At 59.5% G+C, this 19193-nt stretch carries 14 protein-coding genes and 6 pseudogenes; 3 read left to right on the top strand and 17 right to left on the bottom strand.

Translation table 11 applies throughout. The features are described from left to right. Positions 1-167 precede the first annotated feature (167 nt). A pseudogene (locus tag NKH30_RS31895) lies at positions 168-1221 on the top strand (IS110 family RNA-guided transposase). Between the two features lie 238 nt (positions 1222-1459). Here the strand turns inward: NKH30_RS31895 and NKH30_RS31890 are convergent. After that, a pseudogene (locus tag NKH30_RS31890) lies at positions 1460-1721 on the bottom strand (transposase); the annotation flags it as partial. Between the two features lie 645 nt (positions 1722-2366). Here NKH30_RS31890 and NKH30_RS31885 point away from each other — a divergent pair. Next, a complete protein-coding gene (locus NKH30_RS31885; RefSeq protein WP_352998000.1) occupies positions 2367-2762 on the top strand; it encodes an aspartate/glutamate racemase family protein in 396 nt (131 codons plus the stop codon). Positions 2763-3198: 436 nt separating this feature from the next. Here the strand turns inward: NKH30_RS31885 and istB are convergent, their stop codons facing one another. The 16 genes and pseudogenes from istB to NKH30_RS31805 form a co-directional block, all read right to left on the bottom strand. After that, complete coding sequence (gene istB / locus NKH30_RS31880) at positions 3199-3975, bottom strand: IS21-like element helper ATPase IstB (RefSeq protein ID WP_352997998.1); 777 nt, start codon at positions 3973-3975, stop codon at positions 3199-3201. 23 nt (positions 3976-3998) lie between these two features. Beyond that, positions 3999-5531: pseudogene (gene istA, locus NKH30_RS31875) on the bottom strand (IS21 family transposase). 139 nt (positions 5532-5670) lie between these two features. Then, a pseudogene (locus NKH30_RS31870) lies at positions 5671-6400 on the bottom strand (transposase); the annotation flags it as partial. 326 nt (positions 6401-6726) lie between these two features. Then, a complete protein-coding gene (locus NKH30_RS31865) occupies positions 6727-7080 on the bottom strand; it encodes a transposase (protein ID WP_352997996.1) in 354 nt (117 codons plus the stop codon). A 277-nt stretch (positions 7081-7357) separates the two neighbouring features. After that, positions 7358-8941 carry an IS66 family transposase gene (gene tnpC, locus NKH30_RS31860; protein WP_352747989.1) on the bottom strand — a complete coding sequence of 528 codons (1584 nt, stop codon included), beginning with the start codon at positions 8939-8941 and terminating at the stop codon, positions 7358-7360. Positions 8942-9014: 73 nt separating this feature from the next. Next, positions 9015-9359 (bottom strand): IS66 family insertion sequence element accessory protein TnpB, encoded by a 345-nt coding sequence (gene tnpB, locus NKH30_RS31855; RefSeq protein ID WP_287281401.1) that lies wholly within the window; start codon positions 9357-9359, stop codon positions 9015-9017. Beyond that, positions 9356-9736, bottom strand: a complete 381-nt coding sequence (locus NKH30_RS31850; RefSeq protein ID WP_352671857.1) for a transposase — start codon at positions 9734-9736, stop codon at positions 9356-9358. The genes tnpB and NKH30_RS31850 overlap by 4 nt, the downstream gene beginning before the upstream one ends. A gap of 617 nt (positions 9737-10353) precedes the next feature. After that, positions 10354-11469 carry an ABC transporter ATP-binding protein gene (locus NKH30_RS31845; RefSeq protein WP_352997993.1) on the bottom strand — a complete coding sequence of 372 codons (1116 nt, stop codon included), beginning with the start codon at positions 11467-11469 and terminating at the stop codon, positions 10354-10356. After that, on the bottom strand, positions 11450-12277 hold the full coding sequence (locus NKH30_RS31840) for an ABC transporter permease (RefSeq protein WP_352997991.1): 828 nt from the start codon (positions 12275-12277) through the stop codon (positions 11450-11452). Before NKH30_RS31840 ends, NKH30_RS31845 begins: the two co-directional genes overlap by 20 nt. 2 nt (positions 12278-12279) lie before the next feature. Then, complete coding sequence (locus tag NKH30_RS31835) at positions 12280-13128, bottom strand: ABC transporter permease (RefSeq protein WP_352997989.1); 849 nt, start codon at positions 13126-13128, stop codon at positions 12280-12282. Between the two features lie 47 nt (positions 13129-13175). Further along, positions 13176-14261 carry an ABC transporter substrate-binding protein gene (locus NKH30_RS31830; protein ID WP_352997987.1) on the bottom strand — a complete coding sequence of 362 codons (1086 nt, stop codon included), beginning with the start codon at positions 14259-14261 and terminating at the stop codon, positions 13176-13178. Next, positions 14231-15034, bottom strand: a complete 804-nt coding sequence (locus NKH30_RS31825; RefSeq protein ID WP_352997985.1) for an aspartate/glutamate racemase family protein — start codon at positions 15032-15034, stop codon at positions 14231-14233. Before NKH30_RS31825 ends, NKH30_RS31830 begins: the two co-directional genes overlap by 31 nt. A 484-nt stretch (positions 15035-15518) precedes the next feature. Continuing rightward, positions 15519-15772, bottom strand: a pseudogene (locus tag NKH30_RS31820) (TniB family NTP-binding protein); the annotation flags it as partial. Between the two features lie 22 nt (positions 15773-15794). Continuing rightward, on the bottom strand, positions 15795-16886 hold the full coding sequence (locus tag NKH30_RS31815) for a M14 family metallopeptidase (RefSeq protein WP_352997983.1): 1092 nt from the start codon (positions 16884-16886) through the stop codon (positions 15795-15797). A 10-nt stretch (positions 16887-16896) separates the two neighbouring features. After that, complete coding sequence (locus NKH30_RS31810) at positions 16897-17292, bottom strand: M24 family metallopeptidase (RefSeq protein ID WP_352997981.1); 396 nt, start codon at positions 17290-17292, stop codon at positions 16897-16899. Between the two features lie 211 nt (positions 17293-17503). Beyond that, positions 17504-17770, bottom strand: a pseudogene (locus NKH30_RS31805) (integrase core domain-containing protein); the annotation flags it as partial. Positions 17771-18028: 258 nt separating this feature from the next. Between NKH30_RS31805 and NKH30_RS31800 the strand changes: the two are divergent. Continuing rightward, positions 18029-19193: IS110 family RNA-guided transposase (locus tag NKH30_RS31800; protein WP_352997979.1), on the top strand; the 1165-nt coding region annotated here is incomplete at its 3' end.

The following is a 19193-nucleotide window of genomic DNA, read 5'->3' as shown; positions in this document are numbered from 1 at the left end:
CATGCGGCAACAGCCGATGGCTTTACACGCCCGCCGTTCGCTCATCCCGAAGCCTTCCTTCAGGCGAGCGACAGCTTTCCGCTTGGCCGCGGGCGTCACCATTAATGGGATGGTCCGCCCCGTCCTCCCGCAGCATTATCTGGGCAGTCATACAAAAGGAGGTTGCAATGTCCCCACGCAATGCGCCGCGCCCTGCGGCAGTCTATGGAAGTGATATCGGCAAGAACATCTTCCACGTCGTCGGCTTGGATAGCGGCGGGGAGCCCATCCAGCGAACTCGCTTCCGACGCGATACGCTGCTGAAGTTCTTTGAACGAGTAGCGCCAGCGATCATCGGGATGGAATCATGCGCTGGATCACAATGGATCGCGAGGAGACTGCAGGCGCTGGGGCACAAGGTTCGCCTGATCCCGGCGCAGTTCGTGAAGCCGATACGTGAAGTCGAACAAGAGCGACATCATCGATGCGGAGGCCATCGCCGAAGCCACCACTCGGCCGACAATGCGGTTCGCCGCGACCAAGAGCGAGGAACAAGCCGACCTCCAGGCTTTGCATCGTGTGCGCGACCAGATGATCGGCACACGAACTCGTCTCATCAACCAGATGCGAGCGTTTTGCCTGGAAAATGGCATTGCGTTGAGACAGGGAGCGGGCCTGTTCAAACTCGATCTGCCACTGATTTTGAACGACGCGTCGAATGACCTCTCGCCGGCGATGCGCAAACTGCTCAACGATCTGTTCGCCGACCTGCGCCGGCTGGAGCAGCGCATAAGCGAGGTGACGAGGGAGATCAATGCGATCGCAGATCGTGAAGATGTTGCCCGCCGGCTCATGACGATCCCCGGAATCGGAACCTTGGGCGCCACGGCCCTTCTTGCGGCCGTCGGCAACGGACGTCAGTTTCAGAAGGCCCGCGATCTGGCTGCATGGCTGGGCCTTGTCCCGCGGGAACACTCGACCGGAGGCAAGCAGAAACTCCTCGGCATCAGCAAGCGTGGGAACCGTTACGTCCGCAAGCTCCTTGTTCATGGCGCACGATCCTGCTTCCGACATCTCGATCGAAACCGGGACCGCCTTGGAAGCTGGCTCGATGGGCTGCAGAGCCGAATGCACCCGAACAAGGCCGTTGTCGCACTCGCCGCCAAGATGGCGCGTATTGTCTGGGTTGTTCTGACCAAGCCGGGAGCGCTCTACGAACGCAGGGATCCTGCATTCGCCTAACGCTTCTGGCTCGATTGCAAGCCTCGGGAATAGCGATGACGAAACAGTGGATCAGCATGCCGTAAGCCCTGTGCAAAAAAGCGGGCTTCGTGCCCGAACCATTTATTGGGAACGGCGTGCGCGGATCTCATCATGGCCTGGCTGCAACAGCAGTCCACTCGAGAGAGGCCGGATACATTTATGCAACTGGAATCGTCATCGGCGATGTCGCGAACCCTTGCACGGACGGGGCGGACCATACATTCTTTCCCACAAGATCCTTCAATGCGGCATTGTCGAGCATGGCGTCGGCCAGAAGCCGCTTCAGCCGTGTTCTCGTCCTCCAGAGCCTTCAGTCGCCGAGCCTCGGAGACATCCATCCCGCCGAAGCGGGCCTTCCAGTTGTAAATCGAGGCGTCGCTGACCCCGTGCTTGCGGCACAGATCGGCAACCGATACCCCGGCCTCATGTTCCTTCAAAATTCCGATGATCTGCTCTTCAGAGAAGCGGCTACGTTTCATGTCCTGGTCCTCTCGATGGGCCAGAACGAACTTCAAACCGGATTAGATCAGAGGGGCAAGGTCAGCGGCTATGGAGGGACCCCGAGGCCAGCATCGAATCGGCAACACCCTCCCTCCAGGTAGTGCCGTCATGGTCCTTGCACGGCGTATCGCGCGACACCAATGATTTCCTCCCATTGCGACGCAGCGGCCTGGCACTCTCTATCTAGCACGCAGATGGAATCCATCTATAGTCCATAATTGGCAGGCCCGGCGGATAGGACTAAGGTGCTTACTAAAGCGTCCATCGCTGTCGAACACCAAGGTCCTTGCGTCCCAACTTGAGAAAGCTACCTCGTGACAACTCAACCACAAAGAGCCCTCGGAATCATAGGACTGGACGTTGGGCTCGCGCCCGGTGAATCTCCGGCTCCGCGGCCGGGGTCGGTCTTCAATCCGGCAACCTTCGACTTCCCAATAATCATAGAGACGGCGGCGGGAGCTTGGGCGGAGAGGGTCATCGCCGGCGATCCCGCTCTCGATCCAGCCTACATTGCAGCTGCCCGGCGGTTAGTCGATCGCGGAGCCGTCGCAATAACCGGAGATTGCGGCTACACCATCCGGCATCAAGCGGCGGTGGCTGCATCGGTGAATGTGCCCGTGGCGATGTCCAGCCTGCTCCTGGCCCCGACATTGCTTCGCCAACTGCCGCCAGCTGCCAAGCTCGCCGTCGTGGCCGCCCAGTCGAGACATTTGGGTGAAGATATGCTTGGGGTCGATGATCCGGCCGACCGCGCGAGAATCGTTATCGGCGGCATCGACGGCAGCAAGTTGGTGCAAAATGAGAACATGCGACCGCCGCCATCGACGGACATCGCCGATATTGAGAAAGATGTCGCCGCGTGCGTCGCGGAACTCCGCGCTGCGCATCCGGAAATTGCCGCGCTGCTGTTTGAATGTACAATGTTCCCGATGGTCACGCCAGCAATCCGCCGTTTGACAGGCCTGCCCATCTATGACACCGCAACGCTTTATCGGATGACGTTCGCAGCCGTCGCCTAACCGCTAGCGAGGCTATCCTAATCTAACTCATCAGGTCATGTGTGAGCTTAATGAGAAGGGACTAGCAGGCTTCTCTGATTGGGGTCGGTGAGGTCAGGCTTTCCTGTCTTTTCCGGACGATGTCGCCCCGTGGGTCACTCGCTTCTCTTCGCGGTCGGCGCCGGGCCGCCGCATGATGGGGTCAGGAGGGCGAGGCGTCTCAATCTGTTGAGCGACCTTGGGAGAATCTATCCAGGATCTAGCCTGTCAACGAGATCGCCTTGCCCATCGTCCCCACTGGAACGATCCGGATCACCCTCTCGGGTAAATCACTGTCTGTATGTTCCTCTTTGCGCATTTCGCAAAAGCCGGACAGGGGTTACGCTAATTCCCGGACATTGGTTTCGCTAATGTCGGGACAGTTTGGCGGCGTTGGTCCTCGGGTGCCTTGTTGCGTTCATGGATGATTGATTTCGCCGTTTTCGGTGCCGGTCAAGAGGGGCGCTGCTTTTTGCTTTCGCATGCTATCGCCCTGGAGCACGATGCGGTGGGCGTTGTGAACGATCCTGTCGAGAATGGCGTCGGCGACGGTAGGGTCTGCGATCAGGTCATGCCATCTGGCCACTGGGACCTGGGCGGTGATCAGGGTGGATTTGCGGCGATAGCGTTCCTCGACGATTTCGAACAGATGGAAGCGCTGTTGATCGGTGAGGGAGTGGGTTCCGAAGTCATCGAGGATGAGCAGTTGTGCGCGGGTGAGTTTGTCGATGAGGCGTGGAAAGCGGCCATCGAGACGGGCGAGGGCCAAATCCTCGAACAGGCGCGGCACGCGCACATAGAGCACGGAATGATCGAGCCGTGCCGCTTGCCGGCCGAAGGCGCAGGCCAGCCACGACTTGCCGGTTCCGGTCTGGCCGGTGACGATCAGGTTCTCATGCGCCTTCAGCCATTCACCCTGCGCGAGCGCCATGGTGCTGCGCCGGTCGAGCCCGCGCGGCGCGGCAAAGTCGATGTCCTCGATGCAGGCTTCGGGAAAGCGCAGCCTGGCTGAGGCGAGCCGGTTCCGGACGCGCTTGTCGGCCCGTATGGCGACCTCGCGGTCGAGCATCAGGCCGAGCCACTCGTCACGGCTGAGCTCGTTGGCGTTGTTCCGTTCGGCCAGTTCGCGCCAGGCGGCAGCCATGCCGGCCAGACCGAGGGCCTGCATCTGGTCGAGGGTGGGGTTCATGAGCATTCTTTCTTCCTTTCCTTCACTGGTTAGGTGGAGCCGCGGATGTTGGCGTGCTGGGGTGTCGGCTTTGCCGGTTCTGCGGAGCTGGCTCGGTCGAGGCCGGCTTTGAGGATGGCGGTGACGGAGGAGTAGGCGATCGCGTTGATCAGCAGCGCCCGCTCGCAGGCGGCGTCGAGACGCTCCGGCCCATAGCGCGGCGCCAGCGACAGGATGCCCATGGCCGAGCGGTATCCCTGCTCCGGATGTGGCCGGTCGCGCATCATGCGCTCGACCAGAATGGCGACGTTGGGGCCGATCCTTGCCGCCCGGCTGATCAGGCTGGCCAGTGTGGTGTTGGCGTAGCGCTGGTGCGCCTTGGGCATGTGTTCGTTGACGGTGACATGGCCGGAACGCTGCGAGCGACGCACATGGCTGGCGACGCGCTGGTGATCGTGGAAGATCTCGACCACTCGGTGCGTGAGCCGCACCTCGACGGTGCGCCCGATCAGCCGGTGCGGCACCGAGTAGAAGGTCTTGTCGACCTCGACATGGTAGTCAGGGTGGACCTTCGCCGACTTCCACTCGGCGTATTCGAACGGTGCCGCCGGCAGCGGCTCCAAGGCAGCCCGCTCGATCTCCTCGAACAGTTCGCGGCGGCTTTGGCCGACATGGCGCATCGGCCGGTTGTTCAGCTCCTCGCAGTTCGGCGATCGCCGCGTTGAGCTCGGCGAGCGAGAAGAAGGACCGGTTCCTCAGCCGTGCCAGGGTCCAGCGCTCGATGATCAGCACCGCGCCCTCGACCTTTCCTTTGTCGCGCGGCTTGCGGCTGCGGGTCGGCAGGATGGTGGTGTCGTAATGCTCGGCCATCGCGGCAAAGGTCGCGTTCAGCGTCGGCTCGAACCACAGCGCCTTGACGACACCGGCCTTCAGGTTGTCGCACACGATCGCTCTGGTGACGCCGCCGAAGAAGGCGAGCGCTCGCACCTGGGCCTCGATCCAGTCCGGCAGCTTTTGGCTGGAGCTGGCAAAGGCGAAGGTCAGATTGGAGGCGCCCAGCACCGCGACAAAAATCTGCGCCGGGTAAATGGCGCCGGTCGCCGGATCGATCACCGGCACCGTCTGCCCGGCATAGTCCGTCTGCATCACCGCGCCCGCCGCATGCCGATTGCGGAATGTCGCGCTTGTCCGGCGCTCGAAAGCGGCGAAGTGCTCGCAGAACCAGGTGTAGCCGTAGCCGTCGGGATGGGCGGCGCGATACTCCTGCCACAACAGCGTCACCGTCACCCCCTTGCGCTTCAACTCCCGGGCGATCAGCGCAAAGTCCGGTTCGCTCAGATCTTGCGGCGGACGACCGGCACGGCCGAACAGTAGCCGCTTGTCGCGTCGTCATGGCCCGGCGGCAGCGGCCAGCATGACAGCCCGGCCTCCCGCGCCCGCAGCAAATAGGTCGATACTGTCGTCTTACTGATCTTGAGCCGTTCCGACACCTCACGCACCGAAAGACCCTGCTCATGGGTCAGGCGCAAGATCGCTTGGATATCCCTCACGCTCGTTCGTCTCGCTTGCTTCCGTCTCGGCACGGCCCCTCTCAACATCATCGTGAGAGGCCAAACTGCCAGAACGGCGCAGCCAAGAACCGACCGCTAAATCCGCTCCCGAAAACTGTCCGGGATTTAGCGGAATCGCTGTCCGCGAATTACTGAAATCACTGTCCGGGATTTAGCGAAAAGGCTGTCCGGGAATAACCGAAACACGCATTCCTCTTCGTTTATCTGTTGTCCTATGCCGACGCGGGCCGCCGGCTTCCTTGCCAAAGCGGAACGCGGTTGCATCGCTCCACTGCGATGCAGGATGACGGCGAGCTTGCGGGCAACCGCGACCCGGGCTATCGCCATACCGCGCCGTTTGGCGACATTCATGCCCCATGCCTTGAGGCTCGACCATTTCTTGCTGAGCACAAGCAGCGAAGAATGCGCCGCCTCATAGAGGGCCGTGCGGGCGAGTTCGTCGCCGCATCGGCTGACCTTGCCCTGAATGTCCGTTTCACCGGATTGATAACGTGCCGGGGTCAAGCCCAGATGCGCACCCACATCCCTTGACCGGCGAAAGCGGTCCGGCTGATCGATCGTAGCACGGAAGGCGAGCGCGGTGATCGGCCCGACGCCGGGCGCGCTCATCAGCCGCCGACAGACTTGCTCCTTACGGGCGATGTCGAGAACCTGCGAACCTGCTTTGTCAGTCGCCCGAACTCGCGCAACAACGTGGCTACGATCGCCAGGAGCGGCTCGACCAGCGCCATGACGATATTGTCAACGCGATCGGCGAAGGCTGCACGGGGCCTGGCAAGCTTGAGGCCGGCCTCTCGAAGAATCGACCTGACCACGTTCTGGATCGTCCGCATTTCGTTGAGGACCGTGCGTCGAGCGACGAGGAGGGAACGCCCTAGACGTTGGCGAGCGCCGTTTTCTGCCGCCGGAACGGCTCGCCCGTCAGCCACATCTTGTGCAGGTGACTGCAATCCGGCGTGCAAGGCTCTTTCACTTCGATTATGTCTGCGGCTATCGGATAAAAGGTACGCCTACGACGAAGGCCGAATGATTGGCACGCGCGCGTGGGCGCGGCGGGTTCTATGATGGCGATGCGTGAAGGTCAGGCGGTCTGCTGATCGGCGGCCTTGTCGGCTTCGCGTGCGCATTTCGCTGATCGTGGGCAGTGATTTCACGCGATCGTGGGCAGCAGAAGCCTGACCAACGGTTGCTATGAGTTCACTGGTTTTTAGTCGGCGTCAAGCGCTTGCTTGCCAGCTATTTTCCGCAAGCTTTCGCCGGTCATGTAAGCCGACGGCTCTACATCGTGCAGCCTGGGACCGACAACACCCATGTCAATGAAGGCGATCGGTGGGGTCTCGGGCACCGGGTTGGCTCGGCCCAATCGCCCTTGCTGGGCTTGCTTCATCCAGATGAACAAGTGGTTCGCGTTCATGTCGTGACGCCGCGCCACAATCGACACCGGATCACCGGACTCCTGCACCTCACGCACGATCGCCAGCTTCTGCGAGACCGTCCAGGAGCGGCGCGTCGGCTGTCGGCCCGCCCGGCGGCAACGGCAGACCCGCGGGCGTGCTCGCATCAACCCTCGAGGGCTGCTCCATAGCCAGATACTTCATCCGCCAAGTGTCCACTTAATTTAAGCGGACACTAACGTATCAAGGTATGCGTCAATAGGCGGCCTTCGTCGTATGCATACGGATTATCTGCCCCGATTCGCAACCAAGCCCAGCGGCGGCATCGACCCCGGCCGTGGTGCCAAGTATTCTACGCGGCCATGAATCTCAACATCAAAAGCTGGAAACGGCTACTCCACCTCGACAACCCCACGGCCTGCGTAAGCGCGTAGCTGATGCCGTTCAGCGCTGGTAGTTCCAAGGCATGAGCGCCTCGATATCGCTGTTTGGCCAGCCATTGGCGATACGCTCGAGGGTCTGGGTGAGCCAGGCGTGCGGATCGATCTGGTTCATCTTGGCGGTGGTCAGCAGCGTGGCGATGGTGGCCCATGTCCGTCCGCCGCCGTCGCTGCCGGCAAAGAGGCTGTTCTTTCGGGTAATTGTCTGTGGCCGGATGGCGCGCTCGACGGTGTTGGAGTCGATTTCGATGCGGCCGTCGGTAAGGAAGCACTCGAGCGCGGCACGCCGGCCGAGCGCATAGCGGATCGCCTCGGCGGGCTTCGATTTTCCCGACAGCTTCGGCAGCTCCTTTTCCCACAGCGCAAAGAGAGCGGCAACGACGACGGCGGATTTCTCCTGACGCGCAGCTATCCGAAGTACCGGGTCCTGGCCGCGCACGGCCTCCTCGGCGGCCCACAGCGGGGCCATCTGCGCCACCGTCTGCGAGGCGATAACGGAGGAGCCTGCGGCATGCAGTTCGTAGAACTTGCGCCGCACGTGCGACCAGCACGCCGCCAGCGTCACGCCGTCATTGCCCCGATCCGATCGGGCCAGCCGGTTATAGGCGGCGTATCCGTCGACCTGCAGGATGCCGCGATAGCCGTCCAGATGGCGGGCGACGCATTCGCCGGCACGGCTGTCTTCGAAGCGGTAGGCGACGATGGGCGGTCCGCTGCCACCGAACGGCCGATCATCGCGCAGATAGGTCCAGAGGTAGGCCGTCTTGGCCTTGCCCGATCCTGGGGCCAGCGTTGGCAGGGTGGTCTCATCGGCAAAGACCCGCTCACCCTGCTTGATGCGGGTCAGTGCGTAATCGGCGAGCGGCTCGAGCTCGAAGCCGACCTTGCCCATCCACTGCGCCATCTGTGACCGGTCGATCTCGACCTGATCGCGGGCATAAATCGCTTCCTGGCGGTAGAGCGGCAGGCCATCGGCGTATTTGGACACTGCGATCTGCGCCAGCAGCGCTTCGGTCGGAATGCCGCTTTCGATGATGCGGGCGGGAGCGGCTGCCTGGATAACGCCGTCCCAGCCCTTGTAGGCATATTTGGGGCGACGCGTGACGATCACCCGGAACTTCGCCGGGGTGACATCGAGCCGTTCGGAGACGTCCTCGCCGATCAGGATCTTTTCCAGCGCTTCGCAGCCAGCAGGCGTTTCGGGCTCGATAACCACCTCGACCCGTTCGAGATGGGCCGCAAAGCCTTTACGAGGACGCGGAGCGCGCTTCGCTTTCGAGCCGCCCGCAGACTTCTCCATCTGCGCTTCGATGGCCGCCACGCCGGTTTCGATCTCGTCGAAGACCAGCGCATACTGCTCCTCGCTCAGCGCACCGGTCCGCAACCTTTCGGAGCGGCTGCCGAAGCGCGCCCTCTCCAGCATCTTCACCACCGCGGTCAGCCGTGCAATCCGCTCATCAGCGCTCTTGTTGACCAACTCGAGATGGAGGTTGCGCTCCTCCAGAAGGGCGGCCTTTTCGGCCATGGCAACAACCATCGCCTTGAGCGCGTCAACGTCGTCCGGGAGCGCGAGTTCGGGTGCCGACATGGCCAAAATCAGAGCATATTCGCGGGCAATTTTCCCGCTTTTTCAGCTCCCTGATTCATCATGCCGCAGGGTTTTACCCAGCCGATTGCGGCCGCCTGACGGTCTCAGTCCGAACCCGTTTCCAGTCCATTCCGTCAACCAGAGCCATGAGCTGAGCATGATTGAGCTGGACCCGGTGGTGGCCGATCCGCGGCCAGCAGAACTTCGCGTCGTCCAGTCGCTTGGCATAAAGACACACGCCGCTGCCGTCCCACCAGACGATCTTGATCCTGTCCGCTCTTTTGGCGCGGAAGACATAAAGCGCGCCGTTGAACGGATCCGAGCCGGCATCGCGCACCAGTGCCAGTAGGCCGTCGGGACCTTTTCTAAAATCGACGGGATGACTGGCGACCAACACCTTCACGCCGGCCGGGATCATGCCTGGCGAACCGCCCGGATGATCCGCACCAGCTGCTCCTCATTGATATCGGCACCGGCGCGAATGACCACGCCACCCAGCTCGATCTCCACCGACGCAGACGCTGTCGGCGTGACCTCGACAAAGCCGAGCCGAGCCGCATCTCGCTGCCGCCTGACCGCACCGCTCTTGATCGCCTTGCGCCGCCAGCCGAACAGCTGCGAGCTCGCCAGTCCAGCCTGGCGCGCGATCGCCGACACGTTCGCCCCTGGCTTCAGGGACTCTTCAACCAGCCGTGCCTTCGCTTCCGCCGACCAGCGCCGCCGCGGACGCTGCGGACTTGCGTCCAGCCGGTTCGCAACCGCCTCAAGGATATGGAAGCTCCTATCATCAGGCATAGGCGCAGACATAGAAATTGACACTGCAAGCTCCTCAGCTCCTTCAGTGTCACTATCTCTCGCTCATCACCTCAAGCCGCGCCAGATGGGGTCAGCTTGGCGCTTACCGGCCTGCTGCTGCCGGTCCTGATCTACTGCGTCGACAAAAAGGGCAAGCCCAGGCCAGGGCCCGAGACCGCGCACTTCATCGAGCACGAGGCACCTCCGATCCGGAGTGATCGGCGCCGTCGCGCGCCAGACGCCAGACGGCCCTTTATTAGGATTACAACCATTCGCAGAAGCATGCCTGGCGCGTGGAGATCGTGCTTTTGTCCGCCAACGGCGAGCGCAATCAGTCGGCGAAACGGTGAAAGAATTCCTGTGGGCCTGCGCCAGATTCGCGTGTGCACACCAGAAATTGAATTCGAATTGGACCTACGTCTGGTGAATACCACTAAATGCGCTAACGAGCCGCCAAGCGGGCCGCTCACTTCGCTACGGCGCTTGCGTATCTGCGGATCGGCCAGCCTCTACTTGAGTGTTGGGCGTTACTTGACCGCGTGACCCCGTCGCTGGCCAGAAACCGGGCCGCTCCTGCCGATTGGGCAACAGATACGCACATTAGACCTCGCCAATGTTCAGGTGTGGAACACGAGAACATCGGATGCTGCAAAGCAAAGCTGCACGGGTTGTCCCGGCACGACCGTGGGAATCTTCGCAACATCCTTTCGGATTACCAGCAACCGAGTCTCACCCGGTAGGTCGACGACCACATGCACATCGGCTCCCAGAGGCGCGACGTCGACTACGACACCCTCTAAGACATTCTGGTCTGGTTCATCACTCACAACACCATTTGTGACCTCCATAAGTTCAATATGTTCCGGTCTGATGCATAGATCGGCACCTCCCCGCGGGTTTGGCTGCGCTGATCTCGTGCGAATCTCAATTCCATTGCTGGTGATATAGGAGCTAAGGTCTCCACTTGATCGACCACGTCTGGTTGCGCAGAACCAATTGGATCTGCCAACGAATTCCGCTACAAACTTCTCTGCGGGCGCCTTGTAGATTTCCGTCGGAGAACCGCGCTGAATCACCTTTCCCGCATGCATGACAATGACTTCGTCACCCAGGCTAAGAGCTTCCTCCTGATCGTGCGTAACGACAATGGTGGTCGCGCCTACTGATCTGAGGATTTCCTTTAGCTCAATACGCAACTCCAGGCGAAGCTTGGCATCAAGTGCGGATAGTGGCTCGTCTAGCAGGACGATTTGGGGGTCAGTTGCTAGCGCCCGTGCAAGCGCCACACGCTGCTGTTGTCCACCGCTCAGCTGGCTAGGATATCTGGCCTCCATACCGAGCATGCGCACAAGTGACAGCATCTGCCGGACCCGAGAAGGTATCATCGGTTTCGGTGTTCCGCGGTACCGCAGTCCGTACGCGACATTCTGCTCCACCGTCATGTGTGGGAAGAGCGCGTAATCCTGGAACAGAAGCCCAACATTGCGTTCGTAGGGCTTCAGATGGTCAACGTTCTCGCCTGCGATTGCCACAGTTCCACTGTTCGGCGCTGTAAACCCAGCTACCATGCGTAGCGTTGTTGATTTCCCGCAACCACTCGGCCCCAAGAGAGAAAGAATCTTTCCTTCTTCTATTTCCAAGCAGACGCCATCAACAGCTACAAACTCGCCGTATTTTTTGGTGACGTATTTCAGTTCAAGAACATTCATTGAGTCAAGCCTTATAAATGCCATGGCCGATAACCCGTTCGAGACCGAACACGCGATCGAGCACGATCAAAATGACGACAGTTAGCCCCATCAGAAACACGGCGGCCGCAGCGAGAGTGAGATCGAAGTTCGATCGCATAAGACTCACGAGAGCGACGGGAAGCGGATACGTATTGAAGTCGCTCAAGAAGAGGCTGATCGTTAAATCGTCCATGGAGAATGCGAAGGCAAAGATCGCACCAGCGGCAATACTATTCTTAGCGAGCGGTAAGGTTATTGTGAAGAAAGCTTGGCGTTCATGGGCGCCAAGGCTCAATGCAGCTTCACGCAGCGTGGCACTTATGCCAGTCAGCCCAATCAGTGTCATTCTGATCGTAAAGGGAATTGTGATGATAAGGTGCCCAGCGAGCATTTTAAGAAATGTCGGCAGCACGTTCACTGCCGAAAATACCATCAGCAATGCAAACCCAATGATAACTCCTGGCAGCACTAGAGGCGACAGGAAGGCCGTCGTGATAGGATCCCGCCATTGCGCAGACATTCGACTGATCGCCAGCGCGGCCAAGGCCCCAATCGTGGTCGCGAAGGCGGTCGCCGCGGTCGCCAGCAACAGGCTCGTGTGGAGTCCCGACCAGAGATAGCCATTGTGTATGAACTTGGCGTACCATTTCATCGAAAGACCTGGAGGGGGGAATTGACCAAGATAGTCACGCGAGTCAAATGACATGATCACGGTCATCATCACTGGGAGCAGCAGAAACACTGCTGTCACCGCGATTGCTGCCTTTAGGAGTGCCGCAAGACTGGCGTCTGCGTTTCGTTTGCTGATCATTCTTATGTCCTATCAAGCACCGTCGTAAGTCTAGATATGATAAAGATGAGTAGAAGCGACAGAATCATCATGATAATCGATATTGCAGCCCCGCTTGGATAGTTCGATACTTCGCTGAAGCGACTGTAGATAATGTTTGAAATAAACTGTACCCTTCCTCGCCCCAGGATCCAAGGGATGGCGAACGCGCTTACGGCAAACGTCATTGAAACCAAAAATGCAGACACGATTCCCTTGATGCACAACGGGATCGTTACAGAAAGATGTGCCTCCACTGCCGAGGCGCCGAGAGACTGAGCCGCCTCGGTCAAGCGAGGGTCGAGAGCCAGTATCGCGCCTATCATGATCAGGATGGACATCGGTATTGCGTAGTGGAGCAATCCCACGATGATGACGATGTTAATATATATACTGCCGTTCATGTTGATGCCAAAGAACGACATGAACGGGGAGAGTATCCCGACAGAACCAAATGTCAATTGGATTGCATAGATCCGAACCAATGAGCTCAAGAACATCAGCCCGATGAGAGCTGAGATCCAGATCTTCCGCACACTCGTAGATGCATTTCTGGCAATATAATAGGCGACCGGAAACGCTACGATGATAGCTATCACGGACGCGAAGAACGACAACACGTAAGTCTGGGCGAAGTACCTCACATAGACCGTGGCGAAGAATTCCGTATAATTCCTAATGGTAAGCGGAGCTCCCACCAAGGCCCCGATTCGGCCGGGCGTGAATGTACGAAAACTCTCCTCAATGACTATCAATAGCGGCAGCACAAGGAACAGCAGAAATACTGCTGCCGCCGGAAGCAGCAGAAGTATTTGGGGTTTAGGACGTCTCATCGATCCTCCAGCCTACGCGCCAGCGCCAAAAATTGCGTGGCTTTTCACTAAAGCAGAGGCTGGATTTCCTGCTCCCAGCGCTTCATCCAGGCATCGGACTGCTCGGAGATATACGACCAGTCCGGAACGTAGGCGTACTTATTCATTTCATCGTTGTTGAATGCAAAGGGTTTGGCCTCGTCAGGGACCGCCGCTTTGACATTGGCAGGTATTTGTCCAACAACACGATTGAATTCGGCGTTATTATCCCTACTAATAAGAAAATTCACTAACTTGAACGCGGCGTCCGTGTTCCCACCTTTCAGTACGCACCAACCTTCCTGCAAGTAGAATGTTCGGAAGCCTGTCATCTCCGGGTCCATCTTATTCAGCAATCGCATTTTGAAGTTTCGATTCAACTCTGTGAAGGTACCATTATTATTAAAGGTTATGCTAGTTTCTCCGGAGCTAATAGAATTCGTTGTGTCATTATCAGCGTTCGCGACTCGACCGATGTTTCCGCTGCCCGCCAATTTCTTCATGAATTCCCATGCCGGATCCATGTTTTTTTCGTCGCCTCCTTTGGCAAGCGCCAAAGAGACCATCTGGACATTCTGATTTAGTGTGGGTATTGGAAAGCAGATCTTACCCTTCAGGCGGGGGTCTAAAAGGTCGTCAAGCTTAGCAATTTCGAAGGGAGCGGTATCTTCCCGATACAACCAGGAAAGGGCTGTAACCGTACGAGGGATATTTACGATGTTTCCGCCGTCATCCTTGACGAGCAACTTTTGTGGAATATCCGCGAGATTCGGAACCTTTTCCAAGGTGACCGGCTCCGCCCAGCCCTCACGGGCGACAACTTGCCACGACACGTCCCATCCGGTGAGAAGATCTATGCCGGGGTGTGGCCACATGGCCTTGATCTTCGGCAGAATGGCCGCGGAACCACCTGTATGCAGTGTCCAATTGACATTGATTTCCGACTGTTTGGCGACAATTGCCTTCATTGTGTCGATGTAGCTTCCGCCCCATTCAACCACAGTGATCGTCTCGGCAGCACGCGCCCCGGCTAGTCGCGCGAGCGAGAGACCAACACCAGCAGCCCCAACCGAAGCTGCACTCTTTAGAAGATTTCGGCGTGATATTGTGAACATGATCGTTCTCCCATTTTGAGTTTCACGGCAAGCTCGGCGCTAGGCTCGACCGCGTATTTTGACGCGCTCGCGACGGACGCCAACGTCATTCGGCAGAGGGTCGTAATGTCGTAGACAGGTAGGCCTGTCATTCGGCGAACCGCCGGCGCCGTCAACGGCATTGCCGTGCACTCGAAAAGAAACGCCTTAATATCTGGATGTGAACGGCGGAGTCGCTCGGCGCACGCCAAGACATCTTTTTCTATATCTGCCAGATCTGTCGGCGGCGGTGGTCGCATATTCTCATTTCGCACGAGTACGCTATCTTCAATCCCTCCGATGACCACCCTGGCCCGTGCAAATGGATCGGTGATCCCTAGCATATCTTCGCTCAAGTGCTTCGGCTGGGCGACCAGAACGGCGAGCTTAGCGGCGGCCGGCAACTGGCCGAGTAGCGCCGGCATAAGCAGCAGGCTCGAAGACACCACGGGGACATCCACGGCCGCCGCCACGGCAGCTTGGTGTCGGATAAAGTAGCCACAGTTGGCGCTTATTGCCACCGCGCCGCGCTCAACTAGGCGCTTCGCTGCTGCCACGCAGGCTGATTCCAGCTCGGGCGCGCCAGGGACAACGAGATCAACCCATGCACCCACAACGGTTTCCGAAATGACGGGAAAATCGTAGGTGGCCGAACTCATCAAGCAGCCGCGTAGTGGCGCCGCCGGCATGGCGTCCGCCGCCTCCCCGCGTTCCAGATTGAGAATTCCTAGAGAGGGCTGGGGTTGCGGTGACATTCAGGACTCCGTGGCGCTGGTATGTTGTAACCTTCGAAAGATTATCACGACGTCACGCCCAGATCCGGCGAAGTGGTTCCCCGCGGGTCGACTGGCCAGCCTTTAGGTTGCCTGCGTCGCTCTAATTAAGCGATCGGAAGTAGACAGCGGGCGGCCGCGGGCGTCCAATTCAGTTTGCAGATTGGTGTCTTCTGGCGACGAGATGACGGCATGCGAGGCGGTGGCTGGAGCCGTGCGAGAGGGCGTCAAGCACACGGCGCGGGTAAGCCGCGATGCGCCGGCGCCATTCGCAGAGCGCTGCGCTTCCTACCCGACGACCGTCTGTCACCCTGCGATGCCCCCACAGCCTGGGGCAATGCTACACGAGGTTAGTTGCGGTCGGAGCCCACCCCATCATGAGATAGGGGAATCTCAGGTATGCGTGAGACCGCCGAGGTCTGCTGACCAGGGTTTCGAATTGTTCGTTTGCAACCCACCGGCTCTAGGTGAACTGCTCAAACCAGCGCGCACGCTGAACGTCGCCTCTGATGGCCTCCCGCGCCTCGTTGACGCCGAAGCAGACCAGCGAGATCTGCAGACGAATGCCAAGGCGCAGCGTGTTCCGGACGATGCGCTGCCCACGATAGGTTCCGGCGAGGATGTTGTGAACTTCATCGATCACCAGCACCTGCCCGCCGATCACTTCCATAATCCGCAATGCCACCTGCTCCATCTGGCAATGTCGGCACGCGGCCGCTGTGCCGTGAAGCGGCAGTCTCCTCTACAGGTCTGAGGCCCACTCAAACATCTGCCTATGCACCTGACGACTACGCCAAAGAATCATTTCGCGCCAGTCCTCCGACCTCGGATCGTAGTGTTCGCGAAGACGGAGTCGGATGGCATGTGCAAGTTCCGGGTCAGCCTCGGGATTTTTCGCCAACCAATGATCCTCTCTCAGGACCCGTCGACCGTTCTCCGGATCGAACGTACCAAATTCAAGCGCTGCGTAAACGTGACGCTTACCAAGCAGCCGCTGCCAAAACTCATCAACGCAGCCCCGTATCGGCACTGACGATGAAGTTCCAAGATCGGGCGAGGTTACCGATCTTCCGAAGATAGCCAATGCACGTGCATAACCAGCAAGCCCAGAAGGCTGCTCGGTCTGAAGCTCGCCGTATCCGAAAGGCCCCAAGCCTGTATGTGCGTCGACAATCACCACCTGATCCCGGGATTTCAGAGAGAAGTCGTCCGAAATTCTCTCTAGCGTCAAACGCGAATGGCTGGGACCGAAGCCTCCGAAAAACACGCCGTGGGGATAACTATACTGGCCAGCCTTTCGTGCGGTTTGGAAGGCGACTTCGCCTTTGTTTTTGCGAAATTTCTCAATAGCCCGCTCAGAGGCTTCAAACACTGGACCACTTATCATTGCTGGGACTAGATGATCGGCAAGATCGTCATATCCCGGATTGGTTGGAAGAGGCTGCGAGAAGTCCACGAAGTTGCGATTAAGGTCACAGCCCTCTTCGGTGACGCGGCGGTTCCACGCAAAACCATATGGGTTGAGTGCGTGTATCAGCAATATCGCCTGGCCCGGCCCCAGCGAGGTGGCAGTGCCCCTTCGCATCCAGTCCACTTGCCCAGCCGAGCCGCAGTAGCCCTCTACGCCGTGTGTGGCCGAGATCAATACGCCCACATGACGCGCGTCTGGATTGCCGAACCAAGCGACATCGGTGAACAATTCCTCGCCACCCGGTCCCCGGGCCGGCGATTTATATGATTTCACAGACTTGGCAAGCTCGAGGAACTTCTGGCGCGCTTCAAAATATGTGTCGGAAAAGCTTTCGGAAACGTCCTGCAGTATCGCGTCGCGCATTTGTCAGTCCTTAACGATCAACTCGCGGGGGGTTTTTGGTGAGTGGCTCGTAACAATCCTCAGTGACTACGAACGATTGGGTGATCGTAATGCCAGTGTCTTCGAGCCAAAGACCTGCCATCAGATGAAAACGCGACCCCGGTCTGTAGGACCGTACGATCTCCTCGACGAATACTCGCCGTACGCTCGCCCACGTCGGCGTGTATGCCACACCGATCGAATATCCTAACCGGCTGTCCTTTTCGATACCGTGGACGCTCAAGGTCTTTCGCCATGCCAACTCGATTTCTTCGCATGTCGAGCCCGGTCGCACCACATCAAGAGATGCGTCGATGTCCTCAATGACGTGGGATGCCAAATCGCTATAGCTTTGTGGCGGCTTACCAAAGTAGATCGTGCGGCTCATCGGAGCATGGTAGCGGAGTCTTCGGGCAATACGCCGCTGCGTCGGCCCCTGTGCTTGCACCGAAATCGCTGCGGCGGATCCTGCAGATCATTAAGGGTATCATCCTCAACTGCTTCGGCAAGACGTTCCTTGACACGGCCCCGCTGGCAAAGGAGAAAATGATCGCTGCCTGATCCACCGGACAGGCAAAACGGACCATTCAGACCATATTCTACATCATTAACAGTGCCGTCGACGCCATCGAGATCGGTTGTGATCGCAGGGTGACAGACGGTCGTTGGTAGAATGTGTAGAAGTTTGCACTTGATCCGACGGCTGGCGACCAGCGGCCCTGATGTGGGCGCTCCTCATTGTAACCTCTGACCCATTCATCCACATCGGCCTGCAGCTCCTCGATCGAGCCGTAGATCTTCTTCCTGAAGGCGACCCGGTAGAACTCGTCCAGCACCGTCTTGTGGAACCGTTCAACGCTGCCATTATCCGGTATGTGATCTGTGGTGCCTTTTCGTCCTGCTGTTCTTGTTTTGGAACGGCCTTATGGTGAGCCCATCCGGGACGTGGGGCACCGGGAGCACGAAGGTGCAGGCAGGCCGTCAATAGACCGTGGGCTGAGAGCCCGAGCTCGTTACATGGCCGCCCCTCGCGACTTTCCCGGATGCGCTGCGAGCGCGGATCAGTAGATGTCGTGTTGCCCGCCAGCTCCCGTCTTTGACCGAGCCAAGAAGGAGGAACGGGCATGCGCATCATCGGACTGGATATCCATCGCGCCTTCGCCGAGGCGGTAGCTTGGGAGGACGGCAGGCTCAGGCGGCTGGGTCGTGTCGACATGCGGCGCGATCTGCTGGATGCCTTCGCCGCAAAGCTGTCGTTGGATGATGTCGTGGTGATCGAGGCGACGGGCAACGCGTCCTCGGCCGCCGCGGTTGTCGCGCCGCATGTGAAGAAAGTGGTGATCGCAAACCCCAAGCAGGTGCGCATCATCGCCTATGCCAAGATCAAGACGGACACGATCGATGCCAGCGTTCTGGCGCAGCTCTATGCCAGCGGCTTCCTGCCGGAAGTCTGGATTCCGGATGAGCCGACGCAGGCTCTGCGTCGACAGGTGACACGGCGCAATCAGATTGTCCGGCAGAGGTCTCGATTGAAGAACGTCATCCAGTCGATCCTTCATAGCCACCTGATCCCGTCCTGCCCGCATGCCGACCTGTGCGGCACTAAGGGCCGGTCATGGTTGAGCGAGCAGGTCGTGCCGCAGGACGAGCGCCTCGCGATCGATCGGCATCTGCGCGAGTTCGACCGATTGGGCGAAGACCTCCAGGTCATCGAACGCGATCTTGCCCGCTCGGCTCTCGCGGATGAAGGCGTGAAGCGGCTGATGACCATTCCCGGCGTCGACATGACCGTCGCGCTGGCGATGAAGGCGGCGATCGGCGACGTGTCGCGCTTCGACGATCCGCAGAAGCTCGTGAGCTATCTCGGGTTGAACCCAAGCGTCCGACAGTCCGGGCCAGGTCCGGCCTACCATGGGCGGATCACCAAGCAGGGCCGTGGTCATGCGCGCGGCATGCTCGTCGAGGCGGCCTGGGCGGCCGCTCGTGCTCCCGGACCGTTGCGAGCCTTCTTCCTGCGTGTGCGAGCCCGGCGCGGGCAGCATGTCGCGGCCGTGGCAACCGCACGCAAACTCTCTGTCGTGATCTGGCATCTGTTGATGAAGGGCGAGAGTTACGCGTGGGCTCGACCCTCCCTGCATGCCAAGAAGCTGCGCGATGTGGAACTCAAGGCCGGGAGCAAGGCCGTGGGGGGGGCCCAGCGGGGCCCGCCCCCCCCCCCCAAACAAAACCCACCCGCAGACAAACGCCCCGGGGGGGGGCGGGCCCCCGGCGCCGCGGCGCCCGGAGAGG

The organism is Mesorhizobium sp. M1273 (assembly GCF_040318195.1).
Classification (GTDB): domain Bacteria; phylum Pseudomonadota; class Alphaproteobacteria; order Rhizobiales; family Rhizobiaceae; genus Mesorhizobium.
This window is presented reverse-complemented; position numbering and strand designations above follow the sequence as displayed.